This is a genomic window from Burkholderia sp. MSh2, from assembly GCF_000731655.1.
Classification (GTDB): Bacteria; Pseudomonadota; Gammaproteobacteria; order Burkholderiales; family Burkholderiaceae; genus Burkholderia; species Burkholderia paludis.
Genome location: NZ_JPGM01000032.1, coordinates 29,165 through 54,709, shown reverse-complemented (window position 1 = coordinate 54,709; position 25,545 = coordinate 29,165). Strand labels below are relative to the sequence as shown.

Genomic DNA, 25,545 nt, shown 5'->3' with positions numbered 1-25,545 from the left:
CGAAGCGGGCCGGTGAATGCTCTAAACTGGCGATTCTAATGGACCCGTTCCGCGTTACAAGGCGCCCGGATCACGCATGACATCCCCTGAAGCTCCCGATACCCCGTTCGAACCGAAGAAGTTCCTTGCGCAGTTGCCGCACATGCCGGGCGTCTATCGCTATTACGACACGGCGGGCGCCGTTCTCTACGTCGGCAAGGCGCGCGACCTGAAGAAGCGCGTGTCGAGCTATTTCACGAAGACGCAGCTGTCGCCGCGCATCGCGATGATGGTCACGCGCATCGCGCGCATCGAGACGACCGTCACACGCTCCGAGGCCGAAGCGCTGCTGCTCGAGAACAACCTGATCAAGGCGCTCGCGCCGCGCTACAACATCCTGTTTCGCGACGACAAGTCGTATCCGTACCTGAAGCTCACCGCGCACCGCTTTCCGCGCATGGCCTATTACCGCGGCTCGGTCGACAAGCAGAACCAGTATTTCGGGCCGTTCCCGAGCGCATGGGCCGTGCGCGAGAGCATCCAGATCCTGCAGCGCGTGTTCCAGCTGCGCACCTGCGAGGATTCGGTCTTCAACAACCGGACGCGGCCTTGCCTGCTGCACCAGATCGGCCGCTGCACGGCGCCGTGCGTCGGCGCGATTTCCGATGACGATTACGCGATCGACGTGTCGAATGCCGCGCGTTTCCTGCTCGGCCGGCAGTCCGAGGTGATGAAGGAACTCGAACAGAAGATGCATGCGTTCGCGGCCGAACTGAAATTCGAGCAGGCGGCGGCCGTGCGCAACCAGATGAGCTCGCTCGCGACGGTGCTGCACCAGCAGGCGATCGAGGTCGGCAGCGACAGCGACGTCGACATCCTGGCCGTCGTCGCGCAGGGCGGGCGCGTGTGCGTGAACCTCGCGATGGTGCGCGGCGGGCGGCATCTCGGCGACAAGGCGTATTTCCCGACGCATGTCGAAAGCGCGTTGACGCTTGCCGAGGGCGGTCTCGGCGACGAGACGGAAGCGCCGGAGGCGGCCGATGCAACCGGTGCGGCCGGCGCGGCCGGTGCAGTCGGTGCGACCGCCGACGCGGCGCCGGACGTATCCACGGAACAATCCGGCAACGCGCGCGGCGGCGCGGCGGCGTCGATCGAGGCCGAGGTGCTCGACGCGTTCATCGCGCAGCACTATCTCGGCAATCGCGTGCCGCCGGTGCTCGTCGTCAGCCATGCGCCCGCGAGCCGCGATCTGCTGGAACTGCTGTCCGAGCAGGCCGGCCACAAGGTGTCGCTGGTGCGTCAGCCGCAGGGCCAGCGGCGCGCGTGGCTGTCGATGGCCGAACAGAACGCGCAGATCGCGCTGATGCGCCTGCTGTCCGAGCAGGGCTCGCAGCAGGCGCGCACGCGTGCGCTCGCGGAGACCCTCAGCTACGACTGCGACGACCTCGCGACGCTGCGGATCGAGTGCTTCGACATCAGCCATACGATGGGCGAGGCGACGCAGGCGTCGTGCGTCGTCTACCACCATCACAAGATGCAGTCGGGCGAGTACCGCCGCTACAACATCACCGGCATCACGCCGGGCGACGATTACGCGGCGATGCGGCAGGTGCTCACGCGCCGCTACGAGAAAATGGTCGAGCAGGCCGCGCAGGCGGCGGCCGTCGACGAGGCGGCCGGCATCGACGGCGAGTCGACGCGCCAGGCGGAGGCGTCGGGCCTGCTGCCGAACATCGTGCTGATCGACGGCGGCAAGGGTCAGGTCGAAATCGCGCGCCAGGTGTTCACCGAGCTCGGCCTCGACACGTCGATGCTGGTGGGCGTCGCGAAAGGCGAGGGGCGCAAGGTCGGCCTCGAGACGCTCGTGTTCGCGGACGGCCGCGCGCCGCTCGAACTCGGCAAGGAGAGCGCCGCGCTGATGCTGGTCGCGCAGATCCGCGACGAGGCGCACCGTTTCGCGATTACCGGCATGCGCGCGAAACGGGCGAAGGCCCGCCAGACGTCGCGGCTCGAGGAGCTCGAGGGGGTCGGCGCGAAGCGCCGGCAGCGGCTGCTCGCGCGGTTCGGCGGATTGCGCGGCGTGGTGGCCGCGAGCGTCGAGGAGCTCGCGAGCGTCGAGGGCATCTCGCACGCGCTCGCCGAGCAGATCTACAAGCAGCTTCACTGACGCGCCCGTGCGGCCTGCTGCCTTGCCGGCGTTCTTGTGGCAGGCCGGTCGACACGGCACAATTGCGAATCCTTTACTGTCCCGCATGCCATGCCGTTCAATTTCCCGATTTTCCTGACGTGGGTACGGATCGTGCTGATTCCGCTCGTCGTCGGCGTGTTCTATCTGCCGGACACGGTGATGGGCGGCGCGCACCGCAATTTCGCGGCGGCGGCGATCTTCATCCTCGCCGCGCTGACCGACTGGTTCGACGGCTACCTCGCGCGCAAGTGGAACCAGACGTCGTCGTTCGGCGCCTTTCTCGATCCGGTCGCGGACAAGCTGATGGTGACGGCCGCGCTGCTGATCCTCGTGCAGATTTCGCGGGTCGACGCGGCGATCGCGCTCGTGATCGTCGGCCGCGAGATCGCGATTTCGGCGCTGCGCGAGTGGATGGCGCAGATCGGCGCATCGAAGAGCGTCGCGGTGAACCAGCTCGGCAAGTTCAAGACCGCATGCCAGATGGTCGCGATTCCGATGCTGCTGTTCTACGCGCCGCTGCCGCTCGGCATCGTGACGATCGACACGCGCGTGTGGGGCGAGTGGCTGATGTATCTCGCGGCGGTGCTGACGATCTGGTCGATGCTGTACTACATGAAGCTCGCATGGCCGCAGATTCGCGAGCGCGGCGGCGCGTGACCCGCGCCGCGCAGCCGGCGGGGCACGTTTTTGGAAAAAGGGCTGGAAAAGCCCTTGACACACGAATGTGCCTTCGACATAATCTCGCTTCTCCGCTGCACGACAAAGCAAGTGTGTGACGGGGAAGCAGTAGCGCAGCAATACGCGGGAGTAGCTCAGTTGGTAGAGCGCAACCTTGCCAAGGTTGAGGTCGCGAGTTCGAGACTCGTCTCCCGCTCCAGAATTTTTCTGGCAGCGTATTGTACGGCGAAGCGCTGCAGATGCAGGACATATGCGGGAGTAGCTCAGTTGGTAGAGCGCAACCTTGCCAAGGTTGAGGTCGCGAGTTCGAGACTCGTCTCCCGCTCCAGAATTTTTCTGGCAGCGTATTGTACGGCGAAGCGCTGCAGATGCAGGACATATGCGGGAGTAGCTCAGTTGGTAGAGCGCAACCTTGCCAAGGTTGAGGTCGCGAGTTCGAGACTCGTCTCCCGCTCCAGATTTTTCTGGCAGCGTGTTGTACGGCGAAGCGCTGCAGATGCAGGACAATGCGGGAGTAGCTCAGTTGGTAGAGCGCAACCTTGCCAAGGTTGAGGTCGCGAGTTCGAGACTCGTCTCCCGCTCCAGTAATGGGAAGCCACGCTTCCCTTTTTATTTGATGGACAGGTCGTCGTCGAATAAAAATCTGTCGCTTGCCTCACGGCATCCGGACAGTCCGCTTTTGGCGCGATAGCAAAGCGGTTATGCAGCGGCCTGCAAAGCCGTTTAGGCCGGTTCGACTCCGGCTCGCGCCTCCAAGTAAGAAGAGAAAAAGCCCTGAGAAATCAGGGCTTTTTCTTTTTTCAGCGCAGAATTCGCGGCCGCCGGGCGTGCGACGCCTGCCCGGCGATCACCCGTCCACCGGCTGCGCCGGCGTCTCGAGCGTTAACTGATAGAACGCCGCATCGAGCCAGCGGCCGAACTTGAATCCCGCCTCCGCGATCGTACCCGAGTGCATGAATCCCAGTTTCGTATGCAGTGCGATGCTCCCGGCATTGGCTGCGTCGATGCAGCCGACCAGCACGTGCACCTGCGCTTCCCGCGCGCGTCGCACCACTTCCCGCAGCAATATCTCGCCGAGCCCGCGGCCGCGCTGGTCGCAATGCACGTACACGCTGTGTTCGACCGTGTACTTGAAGGCGGGAAACGCCCGGAACGTGCCCCAGCTCGCGAAGCCGAGCAGCGTGCCCGATGCGTCGACCGCGCCGATCACCGGGAAGCCGCCCGCGCGTTTCGCCGCGAACCACGCGACCATCGCTTCCGGCGGGCGCGGCTTGTAGTCGTACAGCGCGGTCGAGTTCGCGATCGCGTCGTTGAGGATCTCGAGGATGGCCGGCGCATGCACGGCCTCGCTGCAATCGATCAGGCGCACGTCGTCGCGTTGTTTCGGGGAATTCATACGGGCTCCTGTGGGTGGCGCGCGGATCGCGCGCACGGTCGCGGCGGCGACGCGGTCGTCAAAGGCTTCGCACGCCGGTGGTGGCGGACGCGTCGCAGATCGCGACGACATAGCGCGCGGCCTGCGACGACGGATTGCTGAAGATCAGCGGCTGGTCGAGCCGGATGGCCAGGCAGTCGCCTTCGTGAAGTTCGTGAAGCCGATCGCCGAGCGTGACGTCGACGCGGCCGTGGACGACCCATACCTGCTGGTGCATGGCGTGGTCGCGTCCTCCGGTGTCGTATGCGACGCGCGCACCGGGCGGAAAATTCACCTCGACGAGCTGGATCGGCGACGGCCAGCCGGGCGGCGACAGATTGCGCCGCACGTAGCCCGATGCCGGATCGCGCCATTCGGCCTGCTGCGCGCGCCGCACGAGCGGCTGCACGGGCGAGCCGTCGCGCTCGCCGTCGAACAGCCCGGCCAGCGACACGCCGAGCCCGGCCGCGAGCTTGTCCAGCACGACGGCCGTCGGGCTGGCCGACGCGCGTTCGATGAGGGAGATCATCGAGCGGCTGACGCCGGAGCGCGCGGCAAGCCCATCGAGCGTATAGCCTCGATGGGTGCGCAGGTCGCGCACGCGCCTGGCGATGCGTTCGTTGATGCCGGTGTCGTCGGTAGCGGAGGGCGTTTCTTTCATGATGGATTTATTTTCCAGCAAACTGGAATTCGATGTCAACGACCATGACGCTCGCGGGACGGCTTGCCCGGCAGTCGCACGCAGCGTAATATACGAATCGACTATGATTCGTTTAATTGGGGATATATGGGCATCATCAAGATTTCCGAGCACATGCACGAGCGGCTGCGCTCGACCAGCACGGCGCTGAGTCGTTCGATCAACGCACAGGCGGAACACTGGCTGCGCGTCGGGATGCTGGCGGAACTCAATCCCGCGCTGTCCTACGGCGATATCTGCCGGATGCTGATCGAGGCCGAGGCGCGGGGTGGTGAGGCGGGGCCGGTGGAACCGGTCGAGCACGGCGTCGAGCAGGTGGCGTAATGGCGAAGCGCGAAATCCCGATCCGCGGTGCAGCGGAAATCGCCAAGTCGCGCGAGGCGGCGAAGCTGGCGTCGCAGGTGCTGACGATGATCACCGAGCACGTGAAGCCTGGCGTCTCCACCGACGAACTGGATGTCCGCTGTCGCGAATACATCGTCGACGTCCTCGGTGCGATTCCGGCGAACATCGGCTATCACGGCTATCCGAAGACGCTGTGCACGTCGGTCAACCACGTGGTCTGTCACGGCATTCCGACGTCGCGGCCGATGCGCGACGGCGATATCGTGAATCTCGACATCGCGGTGATCAAGGATGGCTGGTACGGCGATACGAGCCGCATGTATTTCGTCGGCGAGCCGAACGCGCTCGCGCGGCGCCTCGTCGCGGCGACCTACGAGGCGATGCACGCGGGCATCCGCGCGGTGCGTCCGGGCGCGACGCTCGGCGACGTCGGCTACGCGATCCAGCAGGTCGCGCACCGCGAGGGGTTCAGCGTGGTTCGCGAGTATTGCGGGCACGGTATCGGCGACGTCTATCACGACGAGCCGCAGGTGCTGCACTACGGTCGCCCGGGCACCGGCGTGCCGCTCCGGCCGGGGATGATCTTCACGATCGAGCCGATGCTCAACGCGGGCAAGCGCGACACGCACGTGCTGGCGGACGGCTGGACGGTCGTCACGAAGGACCATTCGCTGTCGGCGCAATGGGAGCACATGGTCGTGGTGACGGAAACCGGCTTCGAGGTACTGACCGAGGATGCGAAGCCGCACGCGTTCCCGGCGCTCTCCGGCACGCACGCCGCCTGACGCCGGCACCGCGTCGCGAAGGGCGACGCAGCGATGGAAAGGATCGGGCCCCTTCGCGGGGCCCGTTTCGTTCGAGGCCGCGCGGCGCGGCACGCTTCACGCGCGCACGCGGCGGCCGGCGGCTCGATGCATCAATGCGGCGACGTGAGCGCTGCTCAGCCGCGCGCCTTCTGCCATGCGTGTTCGACGAACACGCGGCACAGCGCTTCCATCCCCTTGCGGTCCTCGTCGTCGAAGCGCGCGGCGACCGGGCTGTCGACGTCCCACACGCCGATCAGCGTGCCGTCGCCGGCCACCAGCGGCACGACGATTTCCGATTCCGATGCCGCGTCGCAGGCGATATGGCCGGGGAAGTCGTGCACGTCGCGCACGACCTGCGTCTCGCGCGTTTGGGCGGCAGTGCCGCACACGCCCTTGCCGAGCGCGATCCGCACGCAGGCGGGCTTGCCCTGGAACGGCCCGACCACGAGTTCCGTCCCGTCGAAGAAGTAGAAGCCGGCCCAGTTGAGACGGTCGAGCGAGTGATAGACGAGTGCGGAGAAATTCGCTGCGTTCGCGATCGGGTCGCGTTCGGATTCGACGAGCGCGCGCGCCTGCTCGACGAGCGTCGCGTATTGATCGGCCTTGGAGGCGTTGGGGTCGTTGGACAGCGTGAACATGGCGGGAAGCGGGTAGGGGTTGCGAAAATGCGCGATGCGCGTAGCGCAGTCTACGGCACGCGCGCGCGGTCTGCAGCGTCCGGATGCGCGGGACGCGGTGCGCTCAATCGGGTTCGAGTTCGGCGAACCGCTCCGCGAGGAAATCGAGCAGCGCCCGCACCGCGGGCAGCAACCCCCGGCGCGACGCGAACACGGCATGCACGATCTCGCGGCGCGGCGCCCAGTCCGGCAACACGGTCGTCAGTTCGCTGCGCGCGACCTGATCGCGCACCATCATCGTCGGCAATTGCACGACGCCGACTCCCGCGACCGCCGCCGCGCGCAGCGCGAGCATGCCGCCCGTCACGAAGCGCGGCTGGTGGTGGATTTCGGCGTGAGCGCCGTCGGGCCCGCGCAGCCGCCACACGTGGGTGGACTGCGGGGCGCCGTGATCGAGGCTCGGCAGGCGCGCGAGATCGGCGGGAACGGCCGGCACGCCGTGCTCGCGCAGCAGCACGGGGCTCGCGACGAGGCACTGGCCGCGCTCGGCCAGCACGCGCAGCGCGAGATCGCTGTCCTCGAGCGGCGCCGGGCGCACGCGGATCGCGACGTCGATTCCTTCGCCGACCACGTCGACGCGCCGGTTGGTTGCTTCCAGATGAATCTCGACGCGCGGGCACGCGACCATGAACGCGGCGATCATCGTGCCGACCAGCGCATCGAGCAGCGCGATCGGGCAACTGACGCGCACGATGCCGCGCGGCTCCTCGTGCAACAGCGCGATCGCCTCGTCGGCCGCGTCGGCCTCGACGAGCATCGCGCGGCAATGTGCGTAATAGGTCTGGCCGACGTCGGTGACCGTGAAACGGCGCGTCGAGCGCTGGATCAGCCGCATCCCGAGCCGCGCCTCGAGCAGCGCGATGCGGCGGCTGAGCTTCGATTTCGGCATGTCCAGCGCACGCCCGGCCGGCGCGAAGCCGCCGTGTTCGACGACCTGCACGAAGTAGTAGAGATCGTTCAGATCTCGCGCTTTATCGTTCATGAAATGGAACGCTGAGTGCGATTTCGGCAGTCTACCGGATCGATCGTTGCGCCTCTATATTCTTCTCCAGGATGCGAAACACGTGTTTCGCCGCAATTCGGAGAAGGCAATGAAGAAGATCCAGGGTGTGTACAGTGCGCCGCGCGGCCATTGGGTCGGCGACGGTTTCCCGGTGCGTTCGATGTTCAGCTACCAGTCGCACGGCGCGCACCTGAGCCCGTTCCTGCTGCTCGATTACGCCGGCCCGGCCACGTTCGAGCCGGGTACGGCCTCGGCGCCGCGCGGGGTCGGCCAGCATCCGCACCGCGGGTTCGAGACGGTGACGATCGTCTACGACGGCGAGGTCGCGCACCGCGACTCGACCGGCGCGGGCGGCGTGATCGGCCCGGGCGACGTGCAGTGGATGACGGCGGCGAGCGGGATCCTGCACGAGGAGTTCCACTCCGAGGGGTTCACGAAGCGGGGCGGCCCGCTCGAGATGGTGCAGCTGTGGGTGAACCTGCCCGCCGCGGACAAGATGGGCGCGCCTGGCTACCAGACGCTGCTGAACGCGGATATCCCCGTGGTCGAACTGCCGGACGGCGCGGGGCGTGCGCGGATCATCGCGGGCGAGCTCGACGGGCGGCGCGGCCCGGCCCGCACGCACACGCCGATCGACGTGTGGGACGTGCGGCTCGTGGCGGGCGGCCACGCGCGGTTCCCGGTCGCCGAAGGGCGCACGCTCGCGGTGGTCGTGCTCGGCGGAACCGTGCAGGTGAACGGCGAGACGGTCGCCCGCGAAGCGCAGTTCGTGCAGCTCGGCCGCGACGGCCGCGATGTCGAGATCGAAGCGAACGGCGACGCGAAGCTGCTGATCCTGAGCGGCGAGCCGATCGACGAGCCCGTCGTCGGTTACGGCCCGTTCGTGATGAACTCGCAAGCGGAGATCCGTACGGCGATCGAGGATTTCAATAGCGGCCGCTTCGGCCGGATGCCGGCTTGACGGCAAGGCCCCGCGCAATGCGGGGCTTTTTTTCGCGCGCGGGCGGGCGGTCGCGCGGCGTGCGCGCTTCGAGGCATAATCGACGATTGCCGCGCGCCGGCCGGCGCGCCCGAATCAGGACCGCACATGAACGCATCCGCACCCGCCGCTTCCCCGAGCGTCGCCGATCTCGACTGGCGCTGGAAATCCTTCGACGCGCTGACGGCGCGCGAAGTCTATTCGATCCTCGAGGCGCGCAGCGCGGTGTTCGTCGTCGAGCAGAACTGCGTGTATCGCGACATCGACGACGCGGATCAGTCCGCGTGGCACCTGGCCGCGTACGATCCGGCCGGCCGCCTGGCCGGCTATCTGCGCGTGCTGCTGCCGGATGCGCAGCACACCGATGTCCGCATCGGCCGCGTGCTGACCGCCGCGGCGTTTCGTGGTGCGGGCCTCGGCAACGGGCTGTTGTCGCGCGCGCTCGAGCATATCCGCGTGCAGTGGCCGGATACGCCGGTGAGCCTGCATGCGCAAGCTCACCTGCAGCGGTTTTACGGGGCCTTCGGCTTTACGCCGAGTTCCGACGTGCACGACGAGGACGGCATCCCGCACGTGTGGATGAGCAGCGCACGCGCGTGAATCGCCACGCGCGGCGCGGCGGTCAGTGCGCCGCGTTTGCGACCGGCGGCCGGTCCGCGCGCGGCGCGGCCCGTTCGTCGATCAGGCGCCCGCGCGCGGACAGCCGCAGCCAGTGCCGCAGCGCGATCAGCGCGCCGATCACGCTCATCATCGAGCCGGGAATCCACAGCAGCAGGCCGCCGATCTGCTGATCGCGCAGCGGGCTGAGCCACGTGAATGCGCGGCCGCAGATCGAATAGATCGGATACAGCTCGTGCGGCGTGAAGAAGATCAGCGCGCCGAGCGCGATCTGCGGCGGGATTGCCGCGACCACGATCAGGATCCGGCGGCCCGGCGACAGCCGTGCGGGCGGCGCGGGACGGGGATCGACGACGAGCCACCAGAACAGCAGCCCGTCGATCACCATGCTCCAGTTCATCACGCGATAGAGACGCCAGTCGAGCATCGCGATGAAGTGGATCGGCGACAGCAGCCAGAAATAGATCAGCCCGACGAACAGCACGACCGCGACGACGGGATGGAACACCACGTCGAGCGTCGCCCGCACGGGCGCCCACGCGAGCGTGGGGCGCACGAAACGTTGCCGCCAGCGAAACGGGATGCCAGCGCGGATTGCCGCGCCCGGATAGGACAGCGCGATGAAGAACGGCCCGAGGTGGTGCAGGACGAGGTGCTGCGCGCGGTGCATGAAGAATTCATGCTCGAAGAAATAATCGAGCCGCGTGTGCAGCGCGACGTAGAGCGCCGTCAGCCCGAACCAGAACGAGAACTGCCGCAACGGCGATACCTTCGCCTTCTTCACGCCGCGCGCGAACAACACGGCGGCGGTCAGCACCGCGATCACCACGGTCGGCGACGGTTCCCACGGATCGAGCCAGTACAGGAGGTTCATCGCGCGCGCATCACTTCGTCCGGGCCGGCGATTTCACCGCGAACGGCGCATCGATCGTTTCGCCGTCGGAGAATTTCAGGCGCAGGTGCACGGTGTCGCCCGGCTTGATCGCGTGCGTCGGTTCTTCGAGCATGAAGTGGTAGCCGCCCGGCGCGATGTCGACCTTGCCGCGCGCGGGGATCGTCAGCTTGTCGACCATTTCCATTTTCTGCGTCGAGCCGTTCGAGACGGTCTGGTGCAGCATCGCCATTCCGTAGTCGGGGCTGTCGACGTCGACGAGATCGACGGGCTTGTCGCCCGCGTTCACGAGCGTCACGTAGCCGCCCGCGGGCAGCTTGTTCGGCAGCCAGCGCACCCATGCGTTCTGCGCCGTGATCGTGCCGGCGGCATACGCGTGGGCGCCTGCGCACAGCGCGGCGAGGAGGGCGAACGTCTTGAGGGTCGTCTTCGTGGTCGTTTTCATGTCGGTTGGGGTTCAGGTCGTGGAGGCGGTGTCGATGATCCGGCGCAGATCGGCGGCGATGGCGTCGGGCGAATCGCGGTCGGTCGCCAGCAGGCGCGCGCGGCCGGCCGCGTCGAAGATGTAGACGGCCGAGCTGTGCGTGACTTCGTAGCCGCCGGACGGATCGCGTTTTTCCATCTGGTACGCGACGCGATAGCGCTTCGCGAGCGATTCGATCTGGCCGTCGGTGCCGGTCAGGCCGCGCGCATGCGCGGCGTCGAACGCGGCGACATACGATTGCATCGCCTGCGGCGTGTCGCGCGCCGGGTCGACCGAGACGAACAGGATGCGTACGTCGTTTGCCTGCGGGCCGAGCTTGGCCAGCACGTCCATCAGCCGCGCCATCGTTTCGGGGCAGACATCGGGGCAGTGCGTGTAGCCGAAGTAGACGAGCGCGATCCGGCCGTGGAAGGCGTCGGCGTCGACCGGATGGCCGTCGCCGCCCGTCAGCGTGAACGACAGGTCGGGCAGGTGGCCGGTGACGTTGGTCAGGTTCCAGCGCGGCTCGTCGTGCGTGCACGCGGCGAGCGCCACGGCGGCGGCGAGGGCCGCGGCCGTGCGGATGAGGCGGGAGAAGCGCCGGTGCGGCGCGGGACGGGCAGACGACATCCAGGAGCTCGATCGGACGGAATGGTGGCCGGCGGCGCGGCGCCATGCGTCGCGCGGCAGGCGGTTGCGACTGTAGCGCAATTCGTGCGCCCGCGTCCTTTCGAAATCCGTACGCCACGGGCGGGCGGGGCAATATGTCGCAGTTGACGCGATCCGCGGCGCGATGCCGGCGATGCGGCGGTTTCGCCCATCTCGATGCGCAGGCGCGGTAAGATGCGCACAATTCCATGCGCGCAGCGGCGGCCCCGCGCTTGCCGGCCGCCCCTCAGACTATCGAATCGATGCAATCCGTTCCGGCTTCCCTGTCCCTGACCGATACCGCGTTCTTCTTCGACTTCGACGGCACGCTTGTCGAACTGGCGCCGACGCCCGACAGCATTCACGTGCCGCCGACGCTGCTGACGCTGCTCGACGCGTTGCAGCGCCGCTCGCACGGCGCGGTCGCGATCGTGTCCGGGCGCGGCATCGACAACCTCGACACGTTCCTGAAGATGCCGGGCCTGCCGATCGCGGGCCTGCACGGCGCGGAGCGCCGCGATGCGAACGGCGACACGCAGCGCATCGGTTTCAACGACGCACGGCTGCTGCGCATCGAGCGCGAGCTGGCGGCCGTCGTCGACCGTCATCCGGGCATGCTGCTCGAGATCAAGGGTGCGGCCGTCGCGCTGCACTACCGCAACGCGCCCGAGCGCGAGGCGGTGGCGCGCGCAGCGACCGAGCGCCTGGTTGCCGACTACGCCGATGCGTATGTGCTGCAGCCCGGCAAGATGGTGTTCGAGATCAAGCCGAAGGGCGTCGACAAAGGGCGCGCGCTGGCCGCGTTCCTCGACGAGCCGCCGTTCGCGGGCCGCATGCCGGTGTTCGCGGGCGACGACCTGACCGACGAGAAGGGCTTCGCGGTGGTCAATGCGCGCGGCGGCCTGTCGATCAAGGTCGGCGCGGGCGAGACGTCCGCCCGCATCCGGCTCGATTCGGTCGACGCGCTGCATGAGCAGATCGCGCGCTGGCTCGGCGCGGAGCAGCCGCACGCATGAGCCGGCTCATCATCGTTTCGAACCGCGTCGCGCCGATTTCGGAAGGCGAGCCGGCGGCGGGCGGTCTCGCGATCGGCGTCTACGATGCGCTGAAGGAGACGGGCGGCATGTGGTTCGGCTGGAGCGGCGAGGTGGTCGCCTCCGGCGCGCCGCAGATCCGCGTCGAGGAGCGCGGGCCGGTGACGTTCGCGACCGTCGGGCTGTCGCGCCGCGATTACGAACAGTATTACCGCGGTTTTTCGAACGCGACGCTGTGGCCGGCATTCCACTACCGCGCGGACCTGATCCAGTACGATCGCCACGAATTCGAAGGCTACAGCCGGGTCAACGTCTGGCTCGCGCAGCAGCTCGTGCCGCTGCTGCAGGACGACGACGTGATCTGGGTGCACGACTATCACCTGATCCCGTTCGCGCGTGCGCTGCGCGCGGCGGGCGTGAAGAACCGCATCGGCTTCTTTCTGCACATTCCGTTTCCGGCCGCGCAGGTGCTCGTCAACGTGCCGCCGCACCGCGAGCTCGTCGAGTCGCTGTGCGCGTTCGACCTGCTCGGCTTCCAGACCGAACCCGACCTGCGTGCGTTCTGCGACTACGTCGAATACGAGGCGGGCGGGACGGTCGAGCGTGACGGGCAGACGGTGCGCGTGCGCGCGTTCGGCCAGACGCTGCGCGCGGCCGCCTATCCGATCGGCGTCTATCCGGACGAGATCGCGTCGCTCGCGAAGGCGGGCGAGCACGGCAAGGCCGTGCGCACGCTCGCGACGTCGCTGCGCGGGCGGCAACTGATCATGAGCGTCGACCGGCTCGATTATTCGAAGGGGCTGGTCGAACGCTTCCGCGCGTTCGAGAAGCTGCTCGAGCACCAGGCATCGATCCGCAACCGCGTGTCGTTCCTGCAGATCGCGCCGTCGACGCGCGCCGACCTGCGTGCCTACCAGGACATCCGCCTGCAACTCGAGGCGGAGTCGGGGCGCATCAACGGCCGCTATGCTGAACTCGACTGGGCGCCGATCCTTTACATCCACCGCCAGTACGACCGCCAGTTGCTGGCCGCGCTGTACAGGCTCGCACGCGTGGGCTTCGTAACGCCGCTGCGCGACGGGATGAACCTCGTCGCCAAGGAATACGTGTCAGCGCAGGATCCGGACGATCCCGGCGTACTCGTGCTGTCGCGTTTCGCCGGCGCCGCGCGCGAGCTGACGGGCGCGCTGATCGTCAATCCGATCGATATCGACGGAATGGCCGACGCGCTGTCGCAGGCGCTGACGATGCCGCTCGCCGAGCGGCGCGCGCGTTACGCGGACATGATTGCGCAGCTTCGCGAGAACAACGTGTCGGTGTGGCGCGACAACTTCCTGCGCGATCTGCAGCTCGCATAGCCGGCGGTTTCCGGCGCCATGAAAAAAGCCGCAGCGCGGGAAGCGCTGCGGCTTTTTTTGTCGGCCGGCGGGTCAGGCCGCGCGTTCGCCGGTCGGCGTGTTGCCGTCGGGCGGCGCGTGATGGCGGCCGTGCTGTTTCGCGAGCAGGTCGCGGTACAGGCCCGGGCGGTTGCGCAGCTCGTCGGGCGGGCCGTCGTCGATCACCTTGCCGTTGTTCATCACGATGATCCGGTCGAAGTTGCGCAACGTCGACAGGCGGTGGGCGATCGCGATTACCGTGCGGCCGACCATCAGGCGGTCGAGTGCGCTCTGGATCGCTTCCTCCGATGCGCTGTCGAGCGCCGACGTCGCTTCGTCGAGCAGCAGGATCGGCGCGTCCTTCAGGATCGCGCGCGCGATCGCGATGCGCTGGCGCTGGCCGCCCGACAGCTTGACGCCGCGATCGCCGACGATCGTGTCGTAGCCTTCCGGCATCGCCTCGATGAACTCCGCGCAGCGGGCGTCGCGCGCGGCGGCGAGCACTTCCTCGCGGGTCGCCTCGGGGCGACCGTACGCGATGTTGTCGTAGATCGTCCGGTGCAGCAGCGAGATGTCCTGCGGCACGAGCGCGATCGCGTGGCGCAGGCTGTCCTGCGTGATCGTCTTCACGTCCTGGCCGTCGACCTGAACGGCGCCGTCCTGCGTGTCGTAGAAGCGCTGCAGCAGCGCGAGCACGGTCGACTTGCCGGCGCCGGACTTGCCGATCAGGCCCACGCGCTGGCCCGGCTCGATATGGAGGTCGAAGTGATCGAGGATCGCGCGGCGATGCGGATACGCGAACGTCACGCGCTCGAAGTCGACGCGGCCGCCCTTGGCGGACAGCGGCTGCGCGTCGGAGCGATCCGGCATCCCGTGCGGCTCGAGCAGCGTCTTCACGGCTTCGGACAGGCGCGCGATGTGCTGCGTGACGTCGACGAGCGCCACCGCGAGGTCGCGCGTGCCGTGCAGGATCGTGAAGCCGAGCGAGCTGACGAGCACGATGTCGCCCGACGTCGCGCGACCCTGGTCCCACAGCCACAGCGCCCAGCCGAGCAGGCCGGCGGACAGCATCGCGGTGATCACCGCATGCAGCAGGCGCAGCTTCTCGAGATAGAGCAGGCTTTGCTGGCGCGCGTCCATCTCGGCCTTGACCGTCGCGCCGAAGCGCTTCTGCTCGCGCAGCGTCATCCCGAACGCGCGCACGAGGCCCATGTTGCCGATGACGTCCACGAGTTCGCCGTCGACCGCCGCGGCTTTCGCCGCGAACGTGTGATGGCGTGCGGAGCCGCGACCGGCCAGCTTGAACAGCACGATGGCAAGCACTGCCGAGCAGCCGAGCAGGCCGGCCGCCATCATCGGGTTGACGACGATGATCATCAGGATCGCGCCCATCACCGCGATGCACGGCGGCAGCACGTTCCACGCCATCGTGTTTTCCGACGTGTAGACGGCGTTCGACGTGGCCGTGATGCGGCTCGCGAGCGTGCCGGGCTGCTTTTCGGCGTAGTAGGTCGGCGAATGGCCGATCAGGTACTGGAACAGGTCGCGTCGCAGGTCGCCGGTGACCGCCACGAACGTGTGGGCGGCGAACCAGCCGCCGACGCGCCACAGCAGGTTGTCGGCGGCGATCAGCCCGACGAGCAGCGCGAACGCGCTCCACAGCGGGCCGGGGTGATGGCGTCCGGCCGCAAGCACGTCGATCAGGTGCTTGATCGCGTATTGCGAACCGAGTGCGCAGCCGACGGCGGCCAGCACACTGCAGAGCACGACCAGATGAGCGACGGGATGCAGGCGGATGTAGCGGAACAGGAACGCGATCGGCCGATGCGCGTAGCTCGACAGCTTCGCGTTGTGGGCGTTGCGCTGGGCAGGGGTGAGAGATTCCAAAATATGCGTGCGGTGATTCTGTGATTGAGCGTGGCGGCTGGGGCACATGCCGACGTTCGCCCGGACTGAATAATCCGGCATTGTAAACAAGGCCGTGCATCGCGCTGCGCGAATCTTGCCTGGGGCCGCGGCTCGCGATCGATTTTGAGATAAAATCCGGCATCCCGTCCTGCCTCATGTGCCGGAATCACGCTGCCGGCAGCGACGGGTGCAAGGGATGCCAAAAGGGCCTTCCACTCTAGAACGGACACCCAAGTCCGCGGGTTGCAAAGTGTTGCACCTTTGTAACAAAGTAAAGTGTTTGAAATGTTGTGCGCCGTATCGGGATTAACCCTAGATAATCGGCTTCGGGTTCGATTCCAGGTTTTTTACGAACCCCTGTCAACGGGTCTTCGTTTCAAACGTTCTAAGCCTGTCACGTCGCCGACGCTCCTCGAGCAGCGCGGGTCCGACGCCCCCGGCAGGCTGATTCGTCCGATCTTCGGACGAAATGCATCCAGCCCGGACCGCCGGCAGGTTGCCGACCCATACCTGGTTTTTAGCCGATTTTTTAGGAGTTACGCATGCGAATCGCCCAAATCGCTCCGTTGCACGAAGCGGTCCCCCCGAAACTGTACGGTGGCACCGAGCGAGTGGTGTCCTATCTCACCGAAGCACTCGTCGAGATGGGGCATGACGTCACGCTCTTCGCGAGCGGCGATTCGCAAACCTCCGCGAAGCTCGAAGCCTGCTGGCCGCAGGCGCTGCGCCTCGACCCGACGATCCGCGACGTGATGGCCCCGCACATGCTGCTCCTCGAGCAGGTGCGCCGCCGTGCGGACGAGTTCGATATCCTGCACTGCCATATCGACTACTACCCGTTCTCGCTGTTCTCGCGCCAGCCGGTCCCGCATCTGACGACGATGCACGGCCGTCTCGACCTGCCGGAACTGCAGCCGATCTTCAACGCATTCACCGACGTGCCGGTCGTGTCGATCTCCGACAACCAGCGCATCCCGCTGCCGCAGGCGAACTGGCTGTCGACCGTCTACCACGGCCTGCCGGAAAACCTGCTGACGCCGATCCCGAACGTGAAGCCGGGCTACCTCGCGTTCCTCGGCCGCATCTCGCCGGAGAAGCGCGTCGACACGGCGATCCGCATCGCCGAGCAGGCCGGCCTGCCGATCAAGATCGCCGCGAAGCTCGACAAGGCCGACCGCGCGTACTACGAAGAAAAGATCAAGCCGCTGTTCGCGCTGCCGCACGTCGAGTACATCGGTGAGATCAGCGAGGCCGAGAAGACCGAATTCCTCGGCAACGCGCACGCGCTGCTGTTCCCGATCGACTGGCCGGAGCCGTTCGGCCTGGTGATGATCGAGGCGATGGCTTGCGGTACGCCGGTGATCGCGTTCAAGCGCGGTTCGGTGCCGGAAGTGATCGACAACGGCGTGTCGGGCTTCGTCGTCGAAGACGAACTGTCGGCCGTCGCCGCGCTCAAGCGCCTCGACACGCTGCCGCGCGAGAAGGTCCGCGCCGCGTTCGAAGCCCGCTTCTCGTCGAAGGTGATGGCGCAGAACTACGTGAAGGGCTACGAGGAACTGCTGCGTCAGAAGCGCCGCACGGTGCTCCGCGAAGTCAACGCAGGCTGATTGCCGGCCGCCGCCGCGCGGCGGCGCACGGCCAGTGAACGACGCCCCGCCCGGGTTTCCGGCGGGGCGTTGTCACATCCGCGGCGCGGATCTGTTGTATTCTCGCCGCGCCCGATACCGCGAACGGCCCTCGAAGCGGCCCGGCAGGTCATCCGGCCGTCTGTCCAGACGGTAATGTCCCTATAATGGCCGTGCCGTGAAATCCGGCCCCTTACGAATATCCAGAGGAGAGCAGTCTTGGCGAGAACGAAATCCACGCGCGCAGCGCCGGCCCCCGGCGCCGGTGTGATCTTCGCGTTGCGCGCGATCGGTCTCGTGCTGCTCGCGCGCTGGCTGTTCTCGATGTCCCAGATGGGCTATCGCTCGTCGCTGTCGGCGATGGTGTCGTCGCCGTGGGCATTCGTCTATCTCCTGCTGATCTTCCTGCTGCTCGCGCTGCCGGGCGCCGTTGCGCGCGCCGAACGGCCGTTCCACCCGCTGCCGCAGTGGCTGCGGCAGGCGCTGCGGGTCTTTGCACTGATCGGTTTCCTGTTTGCGGTCTGGTCGATCGGTGCGTTCGCCTGGGCGGCCGGCTGGCGTCACGCGCTGCATGCGGTAACGGCGACCAACGGCTGGCTCGTCGCCGCGCCGGCGCTTTATGCCGCGATCGTCTGGATCTGCCGCCCGCGGCCGCTGTGGCGAACCAACGTGGCCGCCCGCCGCTTCGCGGTCGGCCGCTATGCGATTTCGCTCGACGTGCTCACGCGCACCGCGATCGTCTGGATGGAAAGCCGCAAGGTCGGCCAGTACGACGCACGCGAACTATCGGTGCGCTGGCCGGGCCGGGCGGCGCCGGTGACGGGCGGGCAGGGTGAGCCGGGCGGGCAGCCGGCTGCGGCGCCGGCGCCCCGCGGCGGCCTGTTCCGGCGGCCGAAGGTGGAATTGCTGTGGGATTCGCCGGCGGCTGTCGGCCATAACCGGCAAATCGTGATGCGCGCGCCGCTCGTGACCGAGGGCGACCGCGTCGCGGTGCTGGCGCTCGATGCCGCGCTCAAGCAGATCGTCTGACAGGGCCCGCACACGGCGTGCGGGCGACAGGGAGGGGCGATGATCGTCCGTTGGTTGCTGGCTGCCGTTCACCTGAGCGCGTTCGGCGTCGCGTTTGCCGCGATCGCGGGGCGCAACCGCGCGCTGCGCCGGCTCATCGCGTCGGCGCAGGCGTCCGACCTGCCCGGTGTGTTCAAGGCCGACGCCGTGTGGGGGCTGTCGGCGCTCGTCCTGATCGTGACGGGGCTCGCGCGCGCGTTCGGCGGTTTCGAGAAAGGCACTGCGTACTACCTGCACGAACCGCTCTTTCACCTGAAGATGACGGCGCTCGTGCTGATCCTGCTGCTCGAGGTCGTGCCGATGCTCGGGCTGATCCGCTGGCGCGTCGCCGCGCGGCAGCGGCAGATGCCCGATCTCGGCCGGACACGCACCTATGTGCGGATCGGCCACTGGCAGGCGCTGCTCGTGGTCGTCATCGTGTTTGCCGCGTCGGGAATGGCGCGGGGGATCGGCTTGGCCGGCTAGGGGCCGGCCGGACACGGTTGGCGTCGCCACCAGCGTAATCCGGATCCGTGCGACCTGAGCAACATCTTCATCCCGGCGCCAGCCGGTCCGGCGCGTGCCGCGGTATGTCGCCCGCCCGGGTTGCGGCCGGGCGATCCTGCCGCCCGGTCCGTGCCGCGCTCAACTCGGTCAACGCGCTCAACGCACGAGACAGGGGCGCTTGTTGTTGAAGGTCCAACCCGGAACCAGATACTGCATGGCTGCCGCGTCGTCGCGGGCGCCGAGCCCATGCTGCTTGTACAGTTCGTGCGCGACCGCGACGGCATCCATGTCGATGTCGATGCCGAGTCCCGGCCGTTTCGGCACGTCCACCAGCCCGTTCTCGATCTTCAGCGGCTCGCGCGTCAGCCGTTCGCCGTCCTGCCAGATCCAGTGCGTGTCGATCGCGGTGACCTGGCCCGGCGCGGCCGCCGCGACATGCGTGAACATCGCGAGCGACACGTCGAAGTGGTTGTTCGAGTGCGAACCCCACGTGAGGCCCCAGTCGCGACACATCTGCGCGACGCGCACCGAACCCTGCATCGTCCAGAAGTGCGGATCGGCGAGCGGGATGTCGACGGCCTGCAACTGGATCGCGTGACCCATTTGACGCCAGTCGGTCGCGATCATGTTGGTGGCGGTCGGCAGGCCCGTCGCGCGACGGAATTCGGCCATCACCTCGCGGCCGGAGTAACCGTTCTCCGCGCCGCACGGATCTTCCGCGTACGCGAGCACGTGATGCTGATCGCGGCACAGCCGCACGGCCTCGTCGAGCGACCACGCGCCGTTCGGGTCGAGCGTGACGCGCGCGTCCGGGAAGCGCTCGGCGAGCGCCGTCACGGCCTCGATCTCGCTTGCGCCCTCGAACACGCCGCCCTTCAGCTTGAAGTCGTTGAAGCCGTAGCGCGCGTGCGCGGCTTCGGCGAGCCGCACGACCGCCTCGGGCGTCAGCGCGGCTTCGTCGCGCACGCGTGTCCAGTCGTCGGTCGCGCCGCGGCCGTCGCGATAGGGCAGTGCGGTTTTCGTACGGTCGCCGATGTAGAACAGGTAGCCGAGCATTTCGACGCGTTCGCGCTGCTGGCCCTCGCCGAGCAGCGCGGCGACCGGCACGCCGAGATGCTGGCCGAGCAGGTCGAGCAGCGCCGCCTCGAGCGCGGTGACCGCGTGGATCGTCGTGCGCAGGTCGAAGGTCTGCAGCCCGCGGCCGCTCGCGTCGCGATCGGCGAAAGTGCGCCGCACGTCGTTGAGCACCGCATGGTAATTGCCGACCGCCTGGCCGACGACGAGCGCGCGCGCATCGTCGAGCGTGCGCCGGATGCTTTCGCCGCCCGGTACCTCGCCGACGCCGGTTCGGCCCGCGCTGTCCTTCAGGATCACGAGGTTGCGGGTGAAGAACGGACCGTGCGCACCGCTCAGGTTGAGCAGCATGCTGTCGTGGCCGGCGACCGGAATCGCTTGCAGATCGACGATGCGCGGCGTGTCGGGGGAAGGCGAGGCTGTGACGGCGTTCATGGGCGGCGATGGCGAAAGGGTGGGCGATGCCGTGCGGCAAAAGCTTTGCCGCACGCGGCGGGAGGTGCGATCATTCGACAACCGACGTGCACGGCGCGCAAGGCCTGCATGTCGACCGCAACCCGGAACGGGGGAGCGCGACAACCTGACCGGCGGAGCGCGGAATGCGAACGCTGGCTGATCGTAACGCACGGGACCGGGCGGCGCCGGAGTGCCGACTCGAGTCGACAGGAGATCCGTGCATCGATCATCAGTCGTCGGATGACTTGTGACGCAGTATAATGAATCATCGGCTTTCGCTCAAACCCCGCGTAAACCCTCGGCTCACATTACGATCATTCAAAAAGGAACCGGCCTCATGTCCGTGCCCACGCTTCCCGCAGCGCCGCGCCGTCGCGCACGCAGCCTCGCACAAGATGTCGTCGACGCGCTGACCGCGCAGATCGAGAACGGCACGCTGCGTCCCGGCGACAAGCTGCCGACCGAAACCGAAGTGATGGCGGCGCAGGGCGTGAGCCGCACGGTCGTGCGCGAGGCGATCTCGCGGATGCAGGCGAGCGGTCTCGTCGAGACGCGCCACGGCATCGGCAGCTTCGTGCTGGAGCCGTCGCGCCGCCAGACGCTCGGCATCGATCCCGCGACGATCACCACGCTGCGCGACGTGCTCGCGGTGCTGGAACTGCGCATCAGCCTCGAAAGCGAATGCGCGAGCCTCGCCGCGCAGCGCGCGAACGATACCGACCTCGCCGCGCTGCGGCGCGCGCTCGACGCGATCGCGACGGGTGCGGGCGGCGGCCGCGACACGGCGCAGCTCGACTTCCAGTTCCATCTGCAGATCGCGCAGTCCACCGGGAACCGCTATTTCGTCGACATCATGACGCAGCTCGGCACGTCGATCATTCCGCGCACGCGCGTGAATTCGGCGCGCTTCGCCGGCGACGATCTCGAGCGTTACGTGGGCCGGCTCAACCACGAGCACGAGGACATCTACGAGGCGATCGCGCGCCACGATCCGGAGGCCGCCCGCGCGGCGATGCGTACGCACCTCACCAACAGCCGCGAGCGGCTGCGCCGCGCGCACGAGGCCGCCGAGGCCGAACGCGACACGCAGGCCGGCTGACGCGCAGGCCTGCATGCCGCAGGCCTTGGCCGAACGGCCTCAACATCAGTCGTCATATAAGATCGGGGCGGCTGCCTCGATCTCCCGGGCCGGCCGGCGTATCCGCCGCCGGCCGTCGTCGGCCCGCTCCGCTCAGCCTCCCTTCGTCGTGATCGTCTTCCACGCACCGCTCTTCACTTGATACAGCGTCGACATCCCGCTCTTCAGCGAGCCGTCGCCGGCGAACGAGATGCGGCCGGTGACACCCTCGAAATCGATTTTCTTGAGCGCCGGGCGATAGACCTTCGGATCGGTCGAGCCGGCCGCCTGCATCGCCTTGATCGCCGCCCACGCCGCGTCGTAGCCGAACTGCGCGTACGACAACACATCGACGCCGAAGCGCTTCCTGAAGCGCTGCTCGAAATCCTTCCCCTGCGGCAGCTCGTCGAGCGGCCGGCCGTACTCCCATGCCATCGCGCCTTCGGCGGCCGGGCCCGCGATCTTGATGAACTCGTTGTCCTTCACTCCGCCGCCGCCGACGAACTGCGCGTTCAGCCCGAGCTGGCGCATCTGCTTGATGAAGTTCGCGGCAAGCGAATCGAGGCCGCCGAAGAAGATCAGGTCGGGATTCCTGGCCTTCAGGCTCGTGATCTGCGCGCGGAAGTCGACTGCCTGGTTGCTGGTGAACTCGCGGCCGACGAGCGTGCCGCCGGCGGCCTTGACGGCTTTCTCGAACTCGTCGGCCTCGCCCTGGCCGAACGCGGTGCGATCGTCGATGATCGCGATGCGCTTCGCCTTCGTCACGTCGACCGCGTACTTGCCCGCGTTGCCGGCGTTCTGGCCGTCGGTGGCGATCACCATGAACATGTTCGCGAGCCCGCGCGACGTGAGCGTCGGGTTGGTCGCGGCCGGATCGATCACCGGCACGCCGGCCTTGTCGTAGACGACCGAGGCCGGAATCGTCGTCCCCGAGTTGAAATGGCCGACGACGACCGACACGTTCTGGTCGACCAGCGCCTGCGCGGCCTGCACGCCGATGCGCGGGTCGGCCTGGTCGTCCTGGACGACGAGATCGAAGTGCGCGGGCTTGCCGGCGATCTGCACCTTCTGCGCGGCGGCGTCGTCGAGCGCGAGTTGCACGCCGTTCTGCAGATCCTTGCCGTAGCCGGCGTTCACGCCCGTGAGCGGCGCGGCGAAGCCGACCTTCACGTCGGTCGTGTCGGCGGCCCGGGCGGCCTGTTGCGAGAGAAGGGCAAGCGCGGCTGCAATCGACGCCGACAGCAGGGAATGACGGAATTTCATGAGGGTCCTCTTGTTCGACACCTGCGAGTGAGTACCGCACGCGCCCGGGCGGGCCGGACGCATGCGACGGGCGGGCGGTTCGACCGCTTCTCGGAATCGGGCAGGGAGGTCGGCGTTGTGACTCTCGGAAACGTCTCCCGTCAGGCTCGGCAACGAGGCCCGATCGCCTCGATATATAGGTCGCCGATATGCCCGGGTCTTGGCGATTTGCCGCGCATTCGATGCGGATTTGCGCATAGCTTCCGCGCGGGCGGCGGCGGCCGGTATCGGGAGTTTCCCGTCGCGAACGGAACGGGCGGGAGGCGGGGCGGAGAAGCGGGGCGGAGAAACCGGATGAAAAGGCGGCGCGGCCCGTCGGAGCCGCGCCGCGCACGGGGTGCCGTCAGTCGGACAGCGCGTCCGATGCGGCTTCGGCGTCGTAGTGCGACGCGCTCGTGCGGATCAGCGGATCGCTGGTGCTCGGGCGGCCCGTCTCGACATGGCCCGCGAAGCGGCGCAGGAAGCCGAGCAGCCGCCCGTCGCTGACGGTCAGGTCGTACCAGCCGTGGCTGCCGCGCAGATCCCAGTAGTCGTCGACCTGCTGCCCGGGCGCGAGGTCGTACGTGCGCGCACGGCCGTGGCCGTAGGCGTTCGTGACCTTGAGCCGCACGGCCTTGTGACCGCGGTTCATCAGGCGCAGCGTGATGTTGCCGTTCGCGACGTCGTAGCCGTAGAGCGCCTCGGGGTTCACGTTCGCGCTGCCGACGCCGGTCGCGAACGGGCCGCGGAAATGGCAGTAGAAGCCGTTCGGGCCGTACACGTCGAGGTCGTACAGGCCGAGCGACGCCGCGGCGCTCCATGTGTCGGCGATCCGCTTGCCGGCTTCGACCGTGTACGTCCACGGGCCGTCGAGACGGTTGCGCGACTGGACCTGGAACGACGCGCCCGCGCGGCCGGTGTTCGCGAAGGTCAGGCGGAACAGGCCGTTGGCCGATTCGACGCGGCCGTGCGCGAACAGCTCGTACGGCAGCGCCCGCGCGGGCCGCAGCCCGGGTTCCTGCTTCGGCAGCTTTTGCAGCAACGGCGGCACGGGGATGTAGTCGGGATGACGCAGGCGGTCGGGCGGCGCATAGCCGCTCGTGTCCGGCAGCGTCGGCCAGCCGGCGTCGGCCGTCGCGAAATCGAAGGCCGACGTCAGGTCGCCACACACCGCGCGGCGCCACGGCGACACGTTGGCGGCCCTGACCGGGTATTGCGCGCCGAACCGCGCCTCGATGAATTGCAGCAGCGACGTGTGATCGAAGGTCTGCGAGCAGACCCAGCCGCCCTTCGTCCACGGCGACACGACCAGCATCGGCACGCGCGGCCCGAGCCCGTACGGGCCGGCCATGTGCGATGCGTCGCCGGGGAACACCTCGTTGGTCGTCGCGACCGTCGACAGCCCGTTGTCGCGCGACTGCGGCGCGAACGGGGGCGGCACGTGGTCGAAGAAGCCGTCGTTTTCGTCGTACGTGATGAACAGCGCGGTCTTGCTCCACACGTCGGGGTTCGACACGAGCACCTGCAGCACCTGCTCGATGTACCACGCGCCGTAGTTCGCCGGCCAGTTCGGATGCTCGGAATACGCTTCCGGCGCGCAGATCCACGACACCTGCGGCAGCGTGCCGTTCTTCACGTCCTGCTGCAGCACGTCGAACAGCGTGCCGCCCGCGCTGATGTTGGTGCCGGTGCGCGCCTTGTCGTACAGCGGCGTGCCGGGCAGCGCGGTGCGGTACTGGTTGAAGTAGAGCAGCGAGTTGTCGCCGTAGTTGCCGATATACGGGTTTTGCGTCCAGCCCCACGAGCCGTTCGCATCGAGCCCGGTGCCGATGTCCTGGTAGATCTTCCACGACACGCCGGCCTGTTCGAGCACTTCCGGATAGGTCGTCCAGCCGTAGCCCAGTTCCTCGTTGCCGAGCACCGGGCCGCCGCCGGTGCCGTCGTTGCCGACGTAGCCCGTCCACATGTAATAGCGGTTCGGGTCGGTCGAGCTCGGGATCGCGCAGTGGTACGCATCGCAGATCGTGAACGCGTCGGCGAGCTGGTAGTGGAACGGGATGTCGTCGCGCTGCAGGTGCGCCATCGTCGTGGTGCCCTTGTTCGGCACCCACTGGTCGTAGCGGCCTTTGTTCCATGCGGCGTGCATGTCCTGCCAGCCGTGCGGCAGATCCTGCAGGAACTGCAGGCCGAGGTTGTCCGCGCCCGGATGGAACGGCAGCAGCTCGGCCGGACCGACCGGCTGGTGGAACACCGACTTGCCGTTCGCGAGGCGCAACGGACGCGGATCGCCGAAGCCACGGACACCGCGCATCGTGCCGAAGTAGTGGTCGAACGAGCGGTTCTCCTGCATCAGGATCACGATGTGTTCGATGTCGCGGATCGTGCCGGTGCGGCGGTTCGCGGGAATCGCGAGCGCATCGCGGATCACGGGCGGAAACAGGTTCAGCGCGGCGGCGCCGGCGGTGCCGGCGGCGACGCGCAGGAAGTCACGACGATTCGATCGGGTCATGGTCGTTATCGTGGGGTAAAGGGGGAGCCGATTGGCGGGACCTGCGGGAAGGGCGCGCCCGGGTCGCAGGATGCGGCTGCGCCGGGTTGTGCCGCCGCGAGCATAGCGAGGAATCGGTGTCATTCATGTGAAGTACGGAAACGTTTGCATCCGCGTGGGGCGGCGTCGATCCGCCTATCGACGGCGATCGCGGCGCGACAGGGGCACGGGCGGGACAGCGG

The 25,545-nt window shown here is 67.7% G+C and carries 23 protein-coding genes and 5 tRNA genes; 17 read left to right on the top strand and 11 right to left on the bottom strand.

Features of this window, described 5'->3' with window-relative positions; genetic code table 11:
* The first annotated feature begins 76 nt into the window (after window positions 1-76).
* The 7 genes from uvrC (at window position 77) to GQ57_RS20895 (ending at window position 3,600) form a co-directional block, all read left to right on the top strand.
* Window positions 77-2,146, top strand: a complete 2,070-nt coding sequence (uvrC, locus tag GQ57_RS20925; protein ID WP_034198909.1) for an excinuclease ABC subunit UvrC — start codon at window positions 77-79, stop codon at window positions 2,144-2,146.
* Window positions 2,147-2,236: 90 nt separating this feature from the next.
* Entirely contained in the window at window positions 2,237-2,824 is a 588-nt protein-coding gene (gene pgsA, locus GQ57_RS20920; RefSeq protein ID WP_031400038.1) for a CDP-diacylglycerol--glycerol-3-phosphate 3-phosphatidyltransferase, read from the top strand.
* A 144-nt stretch (window positions 2,825-2,968) separates the two neighbouring features.
* Window positions 2,969-3,044, top strand: a tRNA-Gly gene (locus tag GQ57_RS20915).
* Window positions 3,045-3,097: 53 nt separating this feature from the next.
* A tRNA-Gly gene (locus tag GQ57_RS20910) sits at window positions 3,098-3,173 on the top strand.
* Between the two features lie 53 nt (window positions 3,174-3,226).
* A tRNA-Gly gene (locus GQ57_RS20905) sits at window positions 3,227-3,302 on the top strand.
* 51 nt (window positions 3,303-3,353) lie between these two features.
* Window positions 3,354-3,429 (top strand) — tRNA-Gly (locus GQ57_RS20900).
* 97 nt (window positions 3,430-3,526) lie between these two features.
* A tRNA-Cys gene (locus tag GQ57_RS20895) sits at window positions 3,527-3,600 on the top strand.
* Between the two features lie 92 nt (window positions 3,601-3,692).
* Here GQ57_RS20895 and GQ57_RS20890 read toward each other — a convergent pair.
* Window positions 3,693-4,241: a GNAT family N-acetyltransferase gene (locus tag GQ57_RS20890; protein ID WP_031400039.1), complete on the bottom strand. Its 549-nt coding sequence runs from the start codon at window positions 4,239-4,241 to the stop codon at window positions 3,693-3,695.
* 58 nt (window positions 4,242-4,299) lie between these two features.
* Entirely contained in the window at window positions 4,300-4,920 is a 621-nt protein-coding gene (locus GQ57_RS20885; RefSeq protein ID WP_034198908.1) for a helix-turn-helix domain-containing protein, read from the bottom strand.
* 126 nt (window positions 4,921-5,046) lie between these two features.
* Here GQ57_RS20885 and GQ57_RS20880 point away from each other — a divergent pair, with 126 nt between their 5' ends.
* Both GQ57_RS20880 and map read left to right on the top strand, forming a co-directional pair.
* Complete coding sequence (locus tag GQ57_RS20880) at window positions 5,047-5,283, top strand: ParD-like family protein (RefSeq protein WP_031400041.1); 237 nt, start codon at window positions 5,047-5,049, stop codon at window positions 5,281-5,283.
* Window positions 5,283-6,089 carry a type I methionyl aminopeptidase gene (gene map, locus GQ57_RS20875; RefSeq protein ID WP_031400042.1) on the top strand — a complete coding sequence of 269 codons (807 nt, stop codon included), beginning with the start codon at window positions 5,283-5,285 and terminating at the stop codon, window positions 6,087-6,089. The genes GQ57_RS20880 and map overlap by 1 nt, the downstream gene beginning before the upstream one ends.
* Before the next feature lie 155 nt (window positions 6,090-6,244).
* On the opposite strand, the gene GQ57_RS20870 is transcribed toward map, so the two are convergent.
* Window positions 6,245-6,748, bottom strand: a complete 504-nt coding sequence (locus GQ57_RS20870) for a GAF domain-containing protein (protein WP_031400043.1) — start codon at window positions 6,746-6,748, stop codon at window positions 6,245-6,247.
* Between the two features lie 103 nt (window positions 6,749-6,851).
* A complete protein-coding gene (locus tag GQ57_RS20865) occupies window positions 6,852-7,769 on the bottom strand; it encodes a LysR family transcriptional regulator (RefSeq protein ID WP_034198907.1) in 918 nt (305 codons plus the stop codon).
* Window positions 7,770-7,878: 109 nt separating this feature from the next.
* On the opposite strand from GQ57_RS20865, the gene GQ57_RS20860 reads away from it, so the two are divergent.
* Window positions 7,879-8,751 (top strand): pirin family protein, encoded by an 873-nt coding sequence (locus GQ57_RS20860; RefSeq protein WP_031400045.1) that lies wholly within the window; start codon window positions 7,879-7,881, stop codon window positions 8,749-8,751.
* Between the two features lie 126 nt (window positions 8,752-8,877).
* Entirely contained in the window at window positions 8,878-9,369 is a 492-nt protein-coding gene (locus tag GQ57_RS20855; RefSeq protein WP_034198906.1) for a GNAT family N-acetyltransferase, read from the top strand.
* Window positions 9,370-9,391: 22 nt separating this feature from the next.
* On the opposite strand, the gene GQ57_RS20850 is transcribed toward GQ57_RS20855, so the two are convergent.
* Genes GQ57_RS20850 through GQ57_RS20840 form a run of 3 tightly spaced genes read right to left on the bottom strand, consistent with a single transcriptional unit; the run spans window position 9,392 to window position 11,372 of the window.
* Complete coding sequence (locus tag GQ57_RS20850) at window positions 9,392-10,261, bottom strand: cytochrome c oxidase assembly protein (RefSeq protein WP_031400047.1); 870 nt, start codon at window positions 10,259-10,261, stop codon at window positions 9,392-9,394.
* Window positions 10,262-10,271: 10 nt separating this feature from the next.
* The gene (locus tag GQ57_RS20845) at window positions 10,272-10,724 is read right to left on the bottom strand and encodes a copper chaperone PCu(A)C (protein WP_031400048.1); all 453 of its coding nucleotides are present in this window, start codon (window positions 10,722-10,724) and stop codon (window positions 10,272-10,274) included.
* Between the two features lie 12 nt (window positions 10,725-10,736).
* Window positions 10,737-11,372 (bottom strand): SCO family protein, encoded by a 636-nt coding sequence (locus GQ57_RS20840; RefSeq protein ID WP_031400049.1) that lies wholly within the window; start codon window positions 11,370-11,372, stop codon window positions 10,737-10,739.
* 281 nt (window positions 11,373-11,653) lie between these two features.
* On the opposite strand from GQ57_RS20840, the gene otsB reads away from it, so the two are divergent.
* Both otsB and otsA read left to right on the top strand, forming a co-directional pair.
* Entirely contained in the window at window positions 11,654-12,406 is a 753-nt protein-coding gene (otsB, locus tag GQ57_RS20835) for a trehalose-phosphatase (protein ID WP_034198905.1), read from the top strand.
* Window positions 12,403-13,782 (top strand): alpha,alpha-trehalose-phosphate synthase (UDP-forming), encoded by a 1,380-nt coding sequence (otsA, locus tag GQ57_RS20830; RefSeq protein ID WP_031400051.1) that lies wholly within the window; start codon window positions 12,403-12,405, stop codon window positions 13,780-13,782. The genes otsB and otsA overlap by 4 nt, the downstream gene beginning before the upstream one ends.
* Window positions 13,783-13,854: 72 nt before the next feature.
* On the opposite strand, the gene GQ57_RS20825 is transcribed toward otsA, so the two are convergent.
* Window positions 13,855-15,687: an ABC transporter ATP-binding protein gene (locus tag GQ57_RS20825; RefSeq protein WP_034198904.1), complete on the bottom strand. Its 1,833-nt coding sequence runs from the start codon at window positions 15,685-15,687 to the stop codon at window positions 13,855-13,857.
* Window positions 15,688-16,250: 563 nt separating this feature from the next.
* On the opposite strand from GQ57_RS20825, the gene GQ57_RS20820 reads away from it, so the two are divergent.
* From GQ57_RS20820 to GQ57_RS20810, 3 genes are all read left to right on the top strand, one after another.
* Entirely contained in the window at window positions 16,251-17,315 is a 1,065-nt protein-coding gene (locus tag GQ57_RS20820; protein WP_031400053.1) for a glycosyltransferase family 4 protein, read from the top strand.
* Between the two features lie 237 nt (window positions 17,316-17,552).
* A complete protein-coding gene (locus tag GQ57_RS20815; protein ID WP_031400054.1) occupies window positions 17,553-18,362 on the top strand; it encodes a hypothetical protein in 810 nt (269 codons plus the stop codon).
* A 39-nt stretch (window positions 18,363-18,401) separates the two neighbouring features.
* Window positions 18,402-18,866: a DUF2214 family protein gene (locus GQ57_RS20810; RefSeq protein ID WP_034198903.1), complete on the top strand. Its 465-nt coding sequence runs from the start codon at window positions 18,402-18,404 to the stop codon at window positions 18,864-18,866.
* Between the two features lie 177 nt (window positions 18,867-19,043).
* On the opposite strand, the gene gudD is transcribed toward GQ57_RS20810, so the two are convergent.
* On the bottom strand, window positions 19,044-20,396 hold the full coding sequence (gudD, locus tag GQ57_RS20805) for a glucarate dehydratase (RefSeq protein ID WP_034198902.1): 1,353 nt from the start codon (window positions 20,394-20,396) through the stop codon (window positions 19,044-19,046).
* Between the two features lie 358 nt (window positions 20,397-20,754).
* On the opposite strand from gudD, the gene GQ57_RS20800 reads away from it, so the two are divergent.
* Complete coding sequence (locus tag GQ57_RS20800; RefSeq protein ID WP_031400057.1) at window positions 20,755-21,516, top strand: FadR/GntR family transcriptional regulator; 762 nt, start codon at window positions 20,755-20,757, stop codon at window positions 21,514-21,516.
* 132 nt (window positions 21,517-21,648) lie between these two features.
* Here GQ57_RS20800 and GQ57_RS20795 read toward each other — a convergent pair whose 3' ends face one another.
* Both GQ57_RS20795 and GQ57_RS20790 read right to left on the bottom strand, forming a co-directional pair.
* A complete protein-coding gene (locus tag GQ57_RS20795; protein ID WP_034198901.1) occupies window positions 21,649-22,797 on the bottom strand; it encodes a branched-chain amino acid ABC transporter substrate-binding protein in 1,149 nt (382 codons plus the stop codon).
* A 382-nt stretch (window positions 22,798-23,179) separates the two neighbouring features.
* Window positions 23,180-25,324 carry a phosphocholine-specific phospholipase C gene (locus tag GQ57_RS20790; RefSeq protein ID WP_034198900.1) on the bottom strand — a complete coding sequence of 715 codons (2,145 nt, stop codon included), beginning with the start codon at window positions 25,322-25,324 and terminating at the stop codon, window positions 23,180-23,182.
* Window positions 25,325-25,545 lie beyond the last annotated feature (221 nt).